This is a genomic window from Streptomyces sp. CA-135486, from assembly GCF_050936555.1.
Taxonomy (GTDB): domain Bacteria; phylum Actinomycetota; class Actinomycetes; order Streptomycetales; family Streptomycetaceae; genus Streptomyces.
Genome location: NZ_JBNJMM010000002.1, coordinates 3,385,620 through 3,401,937 on the forward strand (window position 1 = coordinate 3,385,620; position 16,318 = coordinate 3,401,937).

Annotated in this window: 6 protein-coding genes; 4 read left to right on the forward strand and 2 right to left on the reverse strand. The window is 72.6% G+C overall.

Features of this window, described 5'->3' with window-relative positions; genetic code table 11:
• The first annotated feature begins 140 nt into the window (after positions 1 to 140).
• Positions 141 to 992 (forward strand): caspase family protein, encoded by an 852-nt coding sequence (locus tag ACQEVG_RS35040; RefSeq protein ID WP_432991452.1) that lies wholly within the window; start codon positions 141 to 143, stop codon positions 990 to 992.
• A 27-nt stretch (positions 993 to 1,019) separates the two neighbouring features.
• Here the strand turns inward: ACQEVG_RS35040 and ACQEVG_RS35045 are convergent, their stop codons facing one another.
• Entirely contained in the window at positions 1,020 to 3,215 is a 2,196-nt protein-coding gene (locus ACQEVG_RS35045; protein ID WP_432991454.1) for an endonuclease, read from the reverse strand.
• A gap of 221 nt (positions 3,216 to 3,436) precedes the next feature.
• The gene (locus ACQEVG_RS35050) at positions 3,437 to 4,333 is read right to left on the reverse strand and encodes a LysR family transcriptional regulator (protein WP_432991456.1); all 897 of its coding nucleotides are present in this window, start codon (positions 4,331 to 4,333) and stop codon (positions 3,437 to 3,439) included.
• A 343-nt stretch (positions 4,334 to 4,676) separates the two neighbouring features.
• On the opposite strand from ACQEVG_RS35050, the gene ACQEVG_RS35055 reads away from it, so the two are divergent.
• The 3 genes from ACQEVG_RS35055 to ACQEVG_RS35065 are packed head-to-tail and all read left to right on the forward strand — an operon-like array spanning position 4,677 to position 16,318.
• Complete coding sequence (locus tag ACQEVG_RS35055; RefSeq protein WP_432991458.1) at positions 4,677 to 11,504, forward strand: SDR family NAD(P)-dependent oxidoreductase; 6,828 nt, start codon at positions 4,677 to 4,679, stop codon at positions 11,502 to 11,504.
• Positions 11,497 to 16,026 (forward strand): beta-ketoacyl synthase N-terminal-like domain-containing protein, encoded by a 4,530-nt coding sequence (locus tag ACQEVG_RS35060; RefSeq protein WP_432991460.1) that lies wholly within the window; start codon positions 11,497 to 11,499, stop codon positions 16,024 to 16,026. Before ACQEVG_RS35055 ends, ACQEVG_RS35060 begins: the two co-directional genes overlap by 8 nt.
• Complete coding sequence (locus tag ACQEVG_RS35065) at positions 16,016 to 16,318, forward strand: acyl carrier protein (RefSeq protein WP_432991462.1); 303 nt, start codon at positions 16,016 to 16,018, stop codon at positions 16,316 to 16,318. The genes ACQEVG_RS35060 and ACQEVG_RS35065 overlap by 11 nt, the downstream gene beginning before the upstream one ends.

The following is a 16,318-nucleotide window of genomic DNA, read 5'->3' on the forward strand; positions in this document are numbered from 1 at the left end:
GCCATTCGGCCGTCCGCGGCTCGTCCGGCGGCGCCCGACAGGCCCGTTCAGGCGGTAGCGGCCGCTGCCGGGTTCGGACGCTGGCGGCGCACGGAACGGATCCCGGTGATGCCCGTCGCCCCAGGTGCAAGGAGACCCCCATGGCCGCCGGCCTCTCCCTCCATGTCGGACTCAACAAGGTCGACCCAGCGAAGTACGGCGGCTGGGACGGCGAACTCGTCGCCTGCGAGAACGACGCCCGCGACATGGCCGGCCTCGCCCGCGAGGCCGGGTTCGACGAGACGACCCTTCTCACCACCGACGGCACCGTCGAGAACGTCACCGCCGAACTGAAGAAGGCGGCCAAGAGGCTGAAGAGCGGGGACATCCTGCTGTTCAGCTACTCCGGCCACGGCGGCCAGGTACCGAACACCGTCGGCTCCGACGACGAACCGGACGAGTTCGACGAAACCCTCGTCCTCTACGACCGTGAGTTTCTCGACGACGAGCTGTACAGAGAGTTCAGCCGTTTCGAGGAGGGTGTCCGGATCCTTGCGCTGCTCGACTCCTGCCACAGCGGCAGCGGCATCGAGGTACGCGAGATCCTCAGCCCCGAGGCCATGCAGAAGCAGTTCCAGACCCTGGACCCGGACCAGATCGAGAACACCTCACGGCTCATGCCGGTCGTCAAGCAGTACGAGATCTACCAACGGGACAAGGAGTTCTTCGAGGAGATCCAGCGCGGCCTCGGCCCGAAGAAGACCCGTGAGTCGGAAGTGAGCGCCCTGCTCATCTCCGGCTGCCAGGACAACCAGCTCTCCTCCGACGGCCCGGTCAACGGCAAGTTCACCGGCACCCTGCTGGAGGTCTGGGACGGCGGGACGTTCCGCGGCGGGTACCGGGCCTTCCACCGCGACATTCTGCGCAGCATGCCGGCGACCCAGAGCCCGAATTTCTATGTGACCGGCCAACCCGGTGACCGGTTCCTGGAGCAGCGGCCCTTCACCGTGTGAGTCGAGCAATCGAGGTGCGCGGCCTCGTCACGGCCAGGCGCCGGCGAAGTCGATCTGCTCGGCCCACTCCGGGTGATCGATCAGCGGATTGCGATTGCCCTGTATCTCTGCTATCGCCGCATTGCGGTGCCGCTCGTACTCGCTCACCGCGTTGTCACTGTGCCAGGACAGCAGCAGGCTCAGGCGCTCCCGCTGGAGCTCGCGTGCCTCGTCGCCGATCAATCCGGGGTAGCGCAGCAGGAAATACAGCGTCGCCCTGGCGACCGGGCCCTTGCCGGCCGACGGCTCGAACTTCTCCGGCTCACGGCGCCCACAGGCCTGCCGGACGACTTCCTCGCTGTCCGCGAAGTCGAAGTACGGGATGTTCCCGCGGAAGCTGTTGCACCCCGACTCACAGGCGAAGAGGTGATGCAGATCCCCGCGCATCGGCTCCTTCTTGGCGAACCAGGACTGGGGCACGACATGCTCGCAGTTGAACGGCAGCGCCGCCTCCAGGGCGTCGAACTGGGCCTCGAGAGCGGCAGGGCCGGGTGCACTCTCGTGCAGCAGGAACTCCTGCCAGCGTCCGATCCGGGCGGCCTCCACCGCGGCGTCGGCCTGTATGAGCTCTTCGGGCGTGAAGTCCTTGCCCGAGTAGATGCTGCGCAACTGCTTGTCCGGATGCAGGTCGACCCACGGGTAGACCATGCGCATCGGCTGGTACGCGGGCCGGTGCGCATGGGTGGCCTCGAGCAGTTCGGTGAGCGCGTGGCGCAGCCCGCTGGGGCGGTCGGCGCGGATGTTCGCGTAGTAGGCGTCGCGCGCGGTTTCGTCCGCACGCGCGTCGTAGTAGGGGCGTCCCCGTGCGGCCGTCAGGTTGACCAGCGCGGCAGCCAGGTCGGTCTCGGCGGGCGACTGACCGTCGATGCGGCCGACCCCGGAATCCGGCGCGAGAGGGGCGTCGGCTGCCGGCAGCGGCGGTGACTCGGTAACCTGGGCCTGCGCCTGGGCCTGGAGTGTGGCCGGGTCGAGGCTGACGCTGATGTGCAGCGGAACGCTCCAGCGCACGGTCCCGCCGGATGCCGACTGCTGTGCGGCCCCGTCAACTGCGAGGCTCTGGGGGACGACGCCGTTTGTCCCGCTCGTCGGCGGCGGTGACGTCTCCACCGGGTGGAGGGCCGCTCCGGCCGCGAAGAGCTCTTCGCGGAGTGCGGCGCCGGCGCCGGTCAGGGGGGCCTGCCGGAGCGCGCCGAGGACGCGGCTGATACGCACCCCCTCATTGGCCTTCCAGGCCAGCCGGTGCTCACCCATGGCCGGTTCCCAGCGGGACCCGTCGACGGCAAGGGGCTGGCCGTGTTCGTCGGTGCGCGGAACGCCGGCGTGATGCAGCGCCACGACCTCCCACTGGTCGTTGAAGACCGGCGACCCCGATGAGCCGGGTGCCGTGTCGGTCTCGTAGTGCAGGAACGTCTCCAGCAGGTCCACAACCCTGTTCTCACGCAGCGCGAGCTGCTTGGGCTCGCCGTTGGGGTGCTGGACGATGTTGACGATCTCTCCGAGGATGACCTTGCCCTCGGCCTCCTTGAGCGGCAGCCGGCCGAAGGACGACACCGGTCGGCCGTCCCGGGAGTGTTGGGCGACGGCGACCACGCTGAAGTCGAGGTCACGGTCCGTGACGAAGAAGGCCCCCGGCTCCAGTGAGAACACCACGGGCGCGAGCAGTTGTCCGTCCAGGCCCTCCTGGAAGTTGAATTCGACAACACCGCGGGCCGCTTCGTCAGCCGTGTGCAGCACATGGTTGTTCGTCATCAGCAGCGAGGGGGACACCAGAAATCCGGTGCCGTGGAAAGTTCCGCCTCCGCCACGGACAGTCACTCGCCCGATCGAGCGGGACGCCAGGAATCCCGCTTCGAGGAAGCCGACCCCGATGAGGTCATTGCGCCCCATCAGGCGCTCCAGCCCCAGCAGATCGGCTCCGGTCGTGTCAGGGTCCAGGCCCAGACTGCTGCCCGGGGTGGCTTCCTCGGGCGTCCGTTCAATCTGCTTGGCCATCGCCAGGTCGGCGCCCAGACGTGCCAGCCTCTTGGTGATCCGTTCCGGCGAGTCGGCGTACAGGATGCCGCTCTCGTCGAGCACCCGAAGATTGGTTGCCCGCTCCGCGGTGCGCATCGCGTAACGCTCGCCGGCTCGCTTCACTTGCGAGAGGTATTCCGCCTCCGCCCGGGACAACTGCTCCACTGTCATGGCGGCCCGACCTCCTCGTGGCCCTCGTCCGTATGTGGGTTTGGCAGGTTTTTTCGCCCCTCTTTCATTAGTGCACGGAATGTGCGGCACTGCTCACTCGAATGGGGTAATGCTTCGCCCTTCAACACTCGACACTGAAACAGTGCCAATTTCTCATTCCCGGGCCGCCGGTCGAGGTCAGGGCCAGTTGACGGTGAGGGGGAGGGCGGCTGCCCGCCGCCTCAACTGGCAGGTTCGCGTACGGGTGCGTAGTGCCGGGCGTGCGACAGGAAGGCGCGGGCGGGGCGGCTGAGCGGGCGGCGTGGGTGGACGATGCCGACGGCGCGCAGCAGCGGCGGGGTGAAGGAACGGACCTCGACGCGATGGCCGAAGGCCCGTAACACCATGTCCCGGTACCAGATCAGCGAGCCGAGCCCGTCCGTGACACTGGTGACCCAGGCCAGCCGCTCGTCCGCCTCCACCACCGGCACAGGGCGTACGCCGAGCCGGCCGAACATCGCCTCGAGCTCCGTGCGCCGGCCGGTGCCGGGGGTGGGCAGCACCATCCGCAGGCCGCTCAGCATCCGGTACGGCATGGGGTCGGGGAGCCCGGAGCCGCGCGGCGAGATCAGTACGACCTCGCGGTCCCGGAGATGGTGCGTCGACAACTCCTTGTCCACGGGCAGATCGACCAGGCCCAGCTCCGCCGCACCGTCGGTCAGAGCCCCGACAAGCGCCTCGCGGTTGTCGTGCTGGAGCAGCCGTACCTCGATGCCGGGGTGGCGTTCGGTGAAGGAGGGCACGAGGTCGGCGGCGAGGTCGAGGGAGAGTGTGGGGGTGACGGTGACGGTGAGCGTGCAGGCGCTCGAACTGCGGCCGCGTGGGGGGCGGATGTCCTCGATGGCCTCCACGGCCTCGAGGACGGTGCGGGCCAGTCGTACGACCCGGGCGCCCACGGGGGTCAGGGTCGCTCCCCGGCTCCTGCGGTCCAGGAGTTCCACGCCGAGGTCGCGTTCCAGGGATTGGATGGAGCGGGAGAGGGCGGGCTGGGCGATGTAGACGGAGTACGCCGCGGCGGTGATCGAGTGGCAGTCAGCGACGGCGACGAGGTAGCGCAGCTGCTGGAGTGTGGGGGTCATGGACGGACGGTAGCCGCAGGGCCTTGCGGGGGTAAGAGCCGCTCTATGAACAAATCCCGGTCCGCACAAGGAAGTTGATGCTCCGTCAGCAGGCTCCCATACCTCTGAGGCATGGGTGGCGGATGTGCTTGACAGCGCCCGCCGACCGCCGCAACGATTCTTCGCGGCAAGCAATGTTACTGCTGATTAGCTTCACTGGTGCCCATACACCTCTCAGCCCGCCGTGGTCCGACCTGCCCGGCCGTGGCGCCGCGCAGCCCTGTGTGCCGTGAACCACCGCTCGACGCTCCCTCGCCCGGCCCTGCTCGGAACCCCGGCCCTGCTCGGAACCCAAGGAGAGCCCGTGACCTCTCAGCCGACCCGGTACTCAGGCCGGGACCTCGTCGTCGTGCTCACCCCGTTCGAGGAGCCCAACGCCCCGATGGTCGCGGCCGCGGAACGGGCCGGCGCGCTGGGCCTGCTGGACCTCGGCAGGGACCGCGAACGGGCGCGCGCCGCGATGGACGGGCTGCGCGGGGGTTACGGAGTGCGCGTACCGGCCGGATGCCGGGTCACCCCGGCCGAACTGCCCGCCGCGGTGTACACCGTTCTGCTCGCCGAAGAGCACTGGCGCACGGGGACGGGCGAGTGGGCCGGGGGCGGCAGCCGCCGGGTGTGGGCCGAGGTCGTCAGCCCGGCCGAGGCCACGGCCGCCGTCGCCGCCGGAGCGGCCGGAATCGTGGCCAAGGGACACGAGGCGGGCGGCCGGGTCGGCGAACTGACCACGTTCGTACTGCTCCAATGGCTGCTGGCCGACCCCGAGATGACCGTCCCGGTCCTCGCGGCGGGAGGCATCGGCCCGCACACGGCGGCCGCGGCCGTCGCGGGCGGAGCCGCCGGAGTCGTACTCGACACACAGCTCGCGCTCACCACCGAGGGCGCCGACCCACTGCCCGCCGCGGTCGCGGCCGCCATCCGGTCCATGGACGGCAGCGAAACCACCCTTGTCGCGGGCCATCGCGTCTATGCCCGTCCCGATCTGGCACCACCGAAGGGAAACCTCGCCGGACTCCTCGGCGCGCGCGGCCTGCACACCCAGCCGCTGCCCGTCGGACAGGACGGTGCGACGGCGGCCCGGCTCTCCTTACGACACCGCACCACCGGCTCCGTCGTACAGGCCGTGCGGGCCGCCATCACCGGCCACCTCGAAGCGGCAGTCCGGGCCCGCCCCCTCCTGCCGCGCCCGGACGCAGGCCATCTGCCCGTTGCCCAGGGGCCCATGACCCGCGTCAGCGACCGGCCCGCCTTCGCCCGGGCCGTGGCCGACGCGGGCGGGCTGCCCTTTCTCGCCCTGGCCGTGATGGACGGCCGGGATGTACGAGAGCTGCTCACCGAAACCGCCGAGCGGCTGGCCGGCCGGGACTGGGGCGTCGGGCTGCTCGGCTTCGCCCCCGACGAACTGCGTCGCGAACAGCTCGCCGCCGTCGCCGACGTGCGGCCGCCGTACGCGATCATCGCGGGCGGCCGGCCCGCGCAGGCCGCCCCCCTCGAAGCAGCCGGGACCCGGACCTATTTGCATGTGCCCTCGCCCGGACTGCTGGAGCAGTTCCTCGCCGAGGGGGCGCGGCGGTTCGTCTTCGAAGGGCTCGAGTGCGGCGGACACATCGGGCCGCGCGCCGCCTTCCCGCTCTGGGAGGAGCAGATCGAGCGGCTGCTGGCATGCCCGTACGCCGCCGAGCTCGATGTGCTCTTCGCCGGTGGCATCCACGACGAACGGTCCGCCGCGATGGCCATGGCCGCCGCCGGCCCGCTGGCCGAGCGCGGCGCCCGGATCGGCGTCCTCATGGGCACCGCCTATCTGTTCACCGAGGAGGCAGTGTCCTCCGGAGCCGTACTGCCCGGCTTCCAGCGCACAGCCGTCGACTGCCGCGCCACGGAGCTGCTGCACACCGCCCCCGGCCACGCCACACGCTGCGCCGCCACCGCGTACGCCGAGGTCTTCACCGCCACCGCCGAGCGGCTGCGGCAGGACGGCGCGAGCCCCAGCGAGATCTGGGAGGAGCTGGAGAAGCTCAACCTCGGGCGGCTGCGCATCGCCAGCAAGGGCCTGCGTCACACCGCGGCGGGGCCCGTCGCCGTGGACGAGGAGGAACAGCGCGACGAGGGCCTCTACATGCTTGGCCAGATCGCCATCGCGCGCACCGCCACCACCACGGTCGCCGCCCTGCACACCCAGGTCACCGAGGGCGCCACACAGCTGCTCGCGGAGCGTCTGGAGGAACTGCGGGCCGAGGCATCCGAACCCGTGAGGGAGGAGGCTCCGCTCGACATCGCGGTCGTCGGCATGGCCTGCCGCTACCCCGGCGCCGACGACCTCGCCGGATACTGGTCGAACATCGTCGCCGGTACCGACTCCGTCACCGAAGTGCCCGCCGAGCGCTGGGACACCGCCGCCTACCACGACCCCGATCCGGCGCGGGCGGGGGAGCAGACTCCGTCCCGCTGGGGCGGCTTCCTGCAGCCCGCCCCGTTCGACGCGCTCGCCCACGGCATCGCCCCGGCCTCCCTCGGCAGCATCGAACCGGTGCAGCTGCTCGCCCTCGACATCGCCGCCAGAGCCCTCGCCGACGCCGGATACTCGGAGGAGCGGCACTTCGACCGCTCCCGCACCTCGGTCGTCTTCGGCGCCGAGGCCGGTACGGATCTCGCCGGGGCATACGGCTTTCGCGCCCTGCACCCCGGCTATCTCGGTGAACTGCCGCCCGAGCTGGACGCCCAACTGCCGCGGCTGACCGAGGACTCCTTCCCCGGAGTCCTCGCGAATGTCATCGCCGGACGCGTCGCCAGCCGGCTCGACCTCGGGGGCGCCAACTGCACCATCGACGCAGCCTGTGCCTCCTCGCTCGCCGCCCTCGACCTGGCCTGCAAGCAACTGCGCGACCGGGACAGCGACATGGTGCTGTGCGGCGGAGCCGATGTGCACAACGGCATCAACGACTACCTGATGTTCGCCTCCGTACGAGCCCTGTCGCCCACCGGCCGGTGCCGCCCCTTCGACGCCTCGGCCGACGGGATAGCCCTCGGCGAAGGTGTCGCCTGCCTCGTACTCAAGCGTCTGGCGGACGCCGAACGCGACGGCGACCGCATCTACGCCGTGGTGAAGGCCGTCGGCGCTTCCAGCGACGGACGTTCCCTCGGCCTCACCGCACCCCGGCCCGAAGGGCAGCGCCGCGCACTGGAACGCGCCTACCGGCGGTCCGGGATCGCGCCAGCCGAGATCGGTCTCGTGGAGGCGCACGGCACCGGCACGGTCGTGGGGGACAGCACCGAACTGGCCGTCCTCACCGAGGCCTTCGGGGGCTCGGACGCGGGTGGCTGCTCGCTCGGCTCGGTCAAGTCGCAGCTCGGTCACACGAAATGCGCGGCGGGACTGGCCGGGCTGATCAAGGCGGCCCGGGCCGTGCACTCCGGCGTACGGCCGCCGACTCTGCATCTGACCTGCCCCAACCCCGACTGGCAGCCGGACACGAGTCCTTTCTGCTTCGACACGGAGGCCAGGCCGTGGGCCGAGCCCGCCCGCCGACGGCTCGCCGCCGTCAGCGCGTTCGGATTCGGAGGCACCAACTACCACGCCGTCCTCGCCGGGTACGGGGATGCGGACGAGCCCGCGCACGGGCTGGACACCTGGCCGGCCGAGCTGTTCTGCTTCCGGGGCGCGGACCGTCCGGCCGCTCTGCGGGCGATCGACCGTCTCGCCGCCCGGCTGGACCAGAACGACGCGGCGGGACGGCCCTGGCCGCTGCGCGACCTCGCCGCTGAGACGTCGGCCGGGGAGGGTGAGATCCAGGTCGCGGTCGTCGCGACAAGCCTTGACGACCTGGCGTCCAAGCTGGACCGGGCCCGGGAGTTCGCCACCGCCGACGGCATTCATGTGCGCAACGCCGCCCAGGAGTTGGGCAGGACAGCCTTCCTCTTCCCGGGGCAGGGCAGCCAGCGTCCCGGCATGCTCGGCGACCTGTTCATCGCCTTCCCGCGGCTGCGGACGATGCTGTACGCGGCGGACCCTGCCCGCGTGACCAGGATGTTCCCGCCCGCCGCCTTCACACCCGAGGAGCGGGCCGCCCAGCGCGCCGCCGTCACCGACACCCGGACCGCCCAGCCCGCCCTCGGCCTCACCGGGGCGGCCGCCCACCTCCTGCTCACATCGCTCGGCATACGCCCCGACTGCACGGCTGGGCACTCCTACGGCGAGCTGGTCGCCCTCTGGGCCGCCGGCGCCTACGACGCCGCCACCCTCCTGCGTCTGAGCGACCGCCGGGCGGAGGCGATACTCACCGCCGCCGGAGTCGACCCCGGAGCGATGGCAGCGGTGCCCGCGCCCCCGGGAGCCCTGCCCGAACTGCCACCCGGCTGCGTTGTCGCCAACCACAACTCGCCGTCCCAGTGCGTCATCTCAGGGCCCACGCATGCGGTCGATGCCGCGATCGGCGCGCTGCGCGACGCGGGAATCGCGGCCGAGCGGATCCCGGTCGCCTGCGCCTTCCACAGCGAAGTCGTCGCCGGCGCCGCCGACGTGCTGGCAGCGGAACTCGCCGCTTCTGCGGTGGCCCGGCCGGCTCTCCCGGTCTGGTCGAACACCACGGGCCGCCCCTATCCCGCCGAGCCGGTGGGCGTACGGGAGTTACTGGCCCGACAACTCGCCGAGCCGGTGCGCTTCGCCGAGCAGATCGAGGCGATGTACGCCTCCGGGGTGCGGACCTTTGTGGAGGCCGGCCCGGGCCGGGTGCTGACCGGACTGGTCGGCCGCATCCTGGGCGACCGGCCGCACACCGCCGTCCCGCTCGACGTCCCGGGCGATCACGGCCTGACCCGCCTGGTGACCGCGCTCGCCGAACTCGCCACGGCAGGCGTCTCCTTCGACCCGGAGCCGCTGTTCAAGGGGCGCGCGGCGGCGCTGCCCGCCGAGCCGCCCCGGCGTGCCGGATGGCTGGTGGACGGCCATCTCGTACGGACGGCGGACGGACAGCCCGTCGCGGGTGGACTGCGCCCGGCCCAGCGGGTGGCGGTGGCTCGTCCCGCGGCTGCCGCGGACCGGCGGGAGGACGCCGTACTGGAGTACTTGCGCGGTGCGCGGGAACTGGTTTCCGCGCAACGTGACGTGCTGCTGGGCTACTTGGGCGCGGACGGCGCACCACCACCCGCGCCGGCGGTCGTGCCCGAGCCCGAAGCCCGAGAGGTCTCCGCGCCTCGGCCGGTCGCAGCCGGGACCGAGAGCCGCCCCCTCACGCGCGACGAGCTCATGGATGCCGTACTGGAGATCGTCCATCTGCGCACCGGGTACCCGAGGGAGATGCTCGACCCGGCCCTCGACCTGGAGGCCGATCTCTCGGTGGACTCCATCAAGCGGGTGGAGATCATCGGGGCGCTGGCGGACCGGATCGGGCTGCCGCGCGGTGCGGACGGCCCGGCGGAGTCGGCCGTCGAGGAACTCTCCCGGCTGAAGACCATCAGCGGCATCGTCGAGTGGATTGTGGCCCGCGGCGCGACGGCGGAGCAGGACCCGGGCGCGGGCTCGGCCGCCGATCTTTCGACCGAGCCGCCCGCCCGCGAGGACGGGCTTCGTCCAGCGCTCCCTGACCGCGAGGATGCCCCTCGCCCCACGCTCCCCGCCCGCAAGGACCGGCAACGTCCAACGCTCCCGGCCCGGCTCCTGGTCGAGGTCGCTCCCGTGGGGCCGCCCGCAGGCCGCGATCCCGCCGATGTGCTGCCCGGCCTGCGGTTCGCCGTCGTCGACGACGGTCTCGGGGTGGCCGTTGCCCTCGCCGCCGAGTTGGAGTCCCACGGAGCCGAGGTACGCACCCTCCACCCGGACCGTCTGGCGGACGCCGCCGGGGCCGACGGCGTGGTGGATCTGAGCGCCCTGCGCCCCGGCCCGGCACCCGTCCTGCCGGAGAACTTCGGCGCGCTGCGCGCGATCCTGACGGCGGGCACCGCCCGGCTGCTGCTCGTGACCGGCCGCGGCGGAGCGTTCGGCCGTACCGAGTCGTCACACGCATCGCCGGGTACGGCCGACCCGATCCCCGGCGCAGGTCTCGCCGGCTTCGCCCGTACCGCGGCGATCGAACACCCCGCCACCGCCGTTCGCGCCGTGGACGTCGACCCCAAGGACCGCCCCGAGCGGATCGCGGCCCATCTGGTCGCCGAACTGTGCGCCGCTGAGGAGCCCGTGGCCATCGGCTACACCAACGGCACGCGCAACACCCTGCGCACCGTCCCCGCTCCTCTGCCCCGCGGTGAAGCGCCACCACTGCTCCCGATCGGCCGTGACGCGGTGGTGCTGCTGACCGGCGGGGCACGCGGCATCACCGCCCGTACAGCCATCGCACTCGCCGAGGCCACCGGCTGCCACATCGAACTCATCGGCCGTACGCCACCGCCCGACGACGCCGAGGACCCGGCCGTCGCCCACGCCCATGACCGGGTCGCGCTGCGCGCGGCCCTCGTCCGGCACGGCCTGCGCACCCCCGCCGAGATCGAGACGGCCGCGAGCCGCATCCTCGCCGCCCGCGAGATCCGCAGCACGCTGGCCGCCCTCAGCGGCACGGCCGCTTCCGTGCGCTATCACGCGGCGGACGTCACCGACCGCGATGCCGTACGCGCTGTCGTCCATGACGTACGCATGCGGCACGGCCGGCTCGACGGCATCGTGCACGGCGCCGGCACCATCGAGGACAAGCTGCTGCGCGAGAAGGACCCGGCGTCCTTCGCGCGGGTCTTCGCCACCAAGGTCGATGGCGCACGCCATCTCGCCGACGCCGCCGCCGACCACGGTGACGGCCCGGCCCCCGGCTTCCTCTGCCTCTTCGGCAGCGTCGCCGGCGTCTTCGGCAACCGCGGACAGGCCGACTACGCGGCCGCCAACGAGGCCCTGGACACCCTCGCCACCGCCCCCGCCTGGTCGCGACGCTTCCCGGGCCGGGTCCTCGCCGTGGACTGGGGCCCGTGGGCGGCCGAGGCAGGCGGCATGGTCACCCCCGAGCTGGAGCGGATGTACGCGAGCCGCGGCGTCCCGCTCCTCGATCCGGCCGCGGGCACCTCCGCGCTCCTCGCCGAACTGGCGCGCGGCACCACCGGCCAGGTCGTCCTTCTTGCCGAAGAGAGCCGGGCCTCGGCGGAGGCCCACCATGGCTGACCGCGGCCCCCGTCCTACCGACGCCGCCATCATCGGCATGGGCGCCGTCTTCCCCGGGGCCGCCGATCTGGCGGCGTACCGCCGCAACCTCGTCGCCGGTACGGACGCCATCAGCGATGTGCCGCCCGGCCGCTGGGACCCCCAGGTCTACTACGACGCGAACGGCACCGAAGGACCTGCCCGCAGCGACCACTTCTACTGCCGACGCGGCGGCTTCATCGACGACCTCGCCGCCTTCGACCCGACCCGCTTCGGCATCATGCCCGCCGCCGTGGCCGGTGCCGAGCCCGATCAACTGCTCGCCCTGCGCGTCATCGCCGAGGCCGTGGCCGATGCCGGGGGCGAGGAGCGGCTGCCCGCCGACCGCTCCCGGATCGGCGTCATCCTCGGCCGCGGCGGGTTCATGGGCGTCGCCACCGCCCGCCTCGACCAGCGGGTGCGCACCGCCCACCAGTTGTCCGCGACCCTGCGCGAACTCGCTCCCGAACTGGGCGAGAAGCGCATCAGCCAGGTGCGCGAAGCCTTCCAGGCAGGGCTGGGCCCCGAACGGCCGGAGGCGTCCATCGGCCTCGTACCCAGTTTCACCGCGGCGAGGGCCGCCAACCGCCTCGACTTCCAGGGCCCCGCCTACACCCTCGACGCCGCCTGTGCCTCCTCGCTGCTCGCCGTCGAGCAGGCGGCCGGCCTGTTGGCCTCCGGCAGCTGCGACCTGATGGTCGCCGGAGCCGTGCACCACTGCCATATCGCCACCCTGTGGAGCGTCTTCACCCAGCTGCGTGCATTGAGCCCGAGCCAGCAGATCCGGCCGTTCGACCGCCGCGCCGACGGGACGCTGCTGTCCGAAGGCACCGGCGTCGTCCTGCTCAAGCGCCTGGCGGACGCCGAGCGCGACGGCGACCGCGTCTATGCCGTCGTACGCGGCGTGGGCGTGGCGGGCGACGGCCGCGCCGCGAGCCTGATGAGCCCCCTGGTCGACGGCCAGGTGCGCGCCCTCCACCAGGCCTGGGCACAGGCCGGGCTCGATCCGGCCGCGCCCGGCGCGCTCGGCCTGCTGGAGGCGCACGGCACCGGTACGCCGGTCGGCGACGAGGCCGAACTCACCACCCTGGCCCGCGTATTCGGTCCACGCACGACCGGCGCGGAACCGGTCGCGATGGGGTCCGTGAAGTCGATGCTCGGCCACACCATGCAGGCATCCGGGATGGCCGGGCTGATCAAGGCCGTACTCGCGGTGCACGACGGAACGCTGCCCCCGACCCTCCATCTCGAAGTGCCGCACGAGGGCTTCGCCGCGACGCGGATGCGACCCGTGACGGAGTCGGAGCCCTGGACGCGCGGGCACGCGCCGCGTCGGGCCGGCGTGAACGCCTTCGGCTTCGGCGGGATCAACGCGCATGTGGTGCTGGAGGAGGCACCGGGTGCGGGCGCGTTCGTCCCACCGGGCAGGCGTGGGTCGGACCGACGGGCCGCGATCAACACGTCCCCGGTGACCCTGCTCGCCGCTGCCACTCCGGGCGGACTCGGTCGCCTGGTCGACGAGTTGGCGGACTCGGGACAGTCCGCGCCACCGCCGTCGTCCGACTGGCCCTGCCGCCTCGCCGTTCTCGGTCTCACCCCGAAGCGCCGGGCTCTGGCCATGGCGGTCGTCGCCCGCGGAAGGCCGTGGCGCGGTCGCGGCGGTGTGTGGTTCACGCCGAGCCCGCTGCTCGCGGACGATGCGCGACTGGCGTTCCTCTTCCCGGGTCTGGAGCCGGACTTCACGCCGTACGTCGATGATGTCGCCGACCGCTTCGGTCTGCCCCGGCCCGCGCCGACCGGCGGCGGCACCCTCGTGGAACGGGCGGTGGACGCCATCGCCGTGGGCCGCTTCTTCGCCCGCGTACTGCCCGAACTGGGTATTCAGGCCGACGTGCTGGCCGGACACAGCCTGGGGGAGTGGACCGCCATGGTGGTCGCCGGGATGTATCCCCGGCAGGCCGTCGACACCTTCCTCGACTCGCTGCGGCCGGGCGATCTCGATGTGCCCGATCTCGTGTACGCGGCACTCGGCTGCGGGGCGCGGCAGGCCGGGGCCGCCCTGCACGGGCTGGACCGCGTCGCCGTCAGCCACGACAACTGCCCCCACCAGTCGGTGCTGTGCGGCGAACCGCGTCCCGTGACCGAGGCGCTGGCCAGGCTTGCCGGGCAGGGCGTACTCACCCAGGAGCTGCCCTTCCGGTCCGGCTTCCACACGCCCATGTGGGCGCCCTACCTCGATCAGGTCCGCGCCGCGTTCGCCGGACTCCCGCTCCGGCCGCCGACCGTGCCCGTCTGGTCGGCGACAACGGTTGCCGCGTACCCCCGCGGCGAGCGGGAAGTCCGGGAGGTGGTGCTGCGCCATCTGCTGGAACCGGTGCGCTTCCGGGAGTTGACCGCACGGCTGTACGCGGCGGGAGTACGGGCCTTCATACAGATGGGCCCGGGCAGCCTGCCCGGTTTTGTGTCGGACACCCTGCACGGCCGGGACCACCTGGCCGTCTCCGCGGGCGCGGGGCGGGGCGGCAGCGGTCTCGACCAACTGCGTCAGCTGGCCGCGGCACTGTGGACGGAGGGGCTGAACCCGCGCTGGGACCGGCTGGCGGAGGACGAGCCCGTGGCGGTCACCGCGCCTGCGGCCCCCGCGGCCGCGCCTGCCGCAATCGCCCCGCCCGCAGCGGACGGTGCGCCCGCGGCCCCCGAACGCGCGGCCCCCAAGCCCGCCCTCGTACGGCTCGACCTCGGCTCTCCGCTCGTCAGCCTGGGAGCCGCCGCGCCCCCGCTCGGTCTCACCCACTCGTCCCACCCGCCCCACTCGCCCCGGGCGACCACCCCAGATCAGCCGGTACTGCTGTCGGCCCTCGACGCCGTACTCGACGAAACGCATGACGCGGTCCGCGCCGTCGCCGATGCCTGGCGCGCGAAGCCCGCCTTGCAGCCGCGGGCGTCAGCTGCCCACCGCACCCGGCGACGGCTCTCCCTCCAGACCATGCCCTACGTCCGTGACCACTGCGTCTACCTCCAGCCCGACAGCTGGCCCGAGGCCTCGGACCGCTTCCCCGTCGTCCCCATGACCACCCTTCTCGAACTCGCCGCGGACGCCGCACGCCAGGCCGCCCCCGGGCGGGTCGTCACCGGCTTCGACGACGTGCGGGCCCTGCGCTGGCTGCCCGTCGCGCCTCCCGTCGACGCGGAGTTCCATGTGACTCCCGACCTCGCGGGCGACCGGGTACGCGTGGAGATCGGCGACTGCGCGACGGTCACCGTCGCTCTCGCGGACCGTCATACGGCACCTCCCGCCCCCGACCGCTCGGCGCTGACCCGCGAAGGGCCGCCCCCTGTCAGCGCCGAGGCTCTCTACCGCGACCGGTGGATGTTCCACGGCCCCGCGTTCGCCGGAGTCCACGCGGTGACCGCCGTCGCCGACGACGGCGTGCGCGGGGTGCTGCGCGCCCTGCCCGCGCCCGGTGCGCTGCTGGACGCCGCAGGACAACTCCTCGGCCACTGGATGCAGTTGCGGCTGCCCGCCGACCGGCTGGTCTTCCCCGCCTCGTTGGAACGGGTCAGCCTGTACGGACCCGCCCCGCGCGAGGGCGCCCTGCTGCGGGCCACCGCCCGCATCCGCGCCGTACGACCCGGCTCCGTACAGGGCGATGTGGAACTCGCCGCCGACGACGGGACGGTGTGGGCCCGCCTGGAGGGCTGGACGTACCGGCGTTTCGCCGCCGACGAGCGGGTGTGGCCGATGAAGTTCACCCCGGAGATCTGCGGTATCGGCGAGCCGCAGCCCGGCGGCTGGTGCCTGGCCAGGCGCCGCTGGACCGACCCCGCGTCGCAGGAGCTGGTGATGCGGCGCTATCTGGGTGCCGCCGAGCGAGCGGCGTACGAGAAGCGCCCGCCCCGGGCCCGCACGGCCTGGCTGCTGGGGCGGATCGCCGCCAAGGACGCCGTACGTCACCTCTTGTGGGACGGCGGCGCGGGACCCCTGTTCCCCGCGGAGGTCCCGGTCGGCAACGACGACGCGGGCCGCCCCCGCGCCGGGGGCCCGCTTGCCGCCGGGCTCCGGCTCTCCCTCGCCCACAAGGACCGGCTGGCCGTGGCCTACGCGCACCCATGTCACGCCGTCGGTATCGACATCGAGACCGTCACCGAGGACCCGGAGGCGCTGAGCCGCATCGCCCTCACCGCCGGCGAGTGCCGGCTCGCCGACCAACTCGCCGCGCGCGAAGGGTCCGGCAGGGCGCAGGCGCTCACCGCCCTCTGGTCCGCCAAGGAAGCCGCCGCCAAGGCCGAGGGCACCGGTCTGGGGGGAAGACCGCGGCAGTGGACCGTCACCGGCACCGGCCCCACAGGGCTCCGGGTGATCTCTCCCGAGGGTCGCGGCCACACCGTACGGATCAGCACGGTCGACGATCCGCCCGGCCCGGACAACCGCCCCACCACCCATGTTGTCGCCTGGACCGAACCCCCCATCCCCACCCCCACGGAGGCAAGCCATGGCATCTGATGCCACCGCCGAACAGATACTCGCCGAGATCACCGCCATGCTCGTCGAGACCGTCGGCGACGAGTTCCTCCTCGCGGACGAGGTCACCCTGGCGACCACCTTCAACGAGGACCTGGCGTTGGAGAGCATCGAGTTCGTCGCGCTCGCCGAGCTGCTCCAGAAGCGCTACGGGGCAGCGGTGGACCTGATCGCCCTCCTGGCCGAGAAGGACATGGAGGAGATCCTCGCCATGACGGTCGGCGACCTCGTGGCCCATATCGCCGCCGCACCCGCTTCGGCCCCGGCGCTCTGA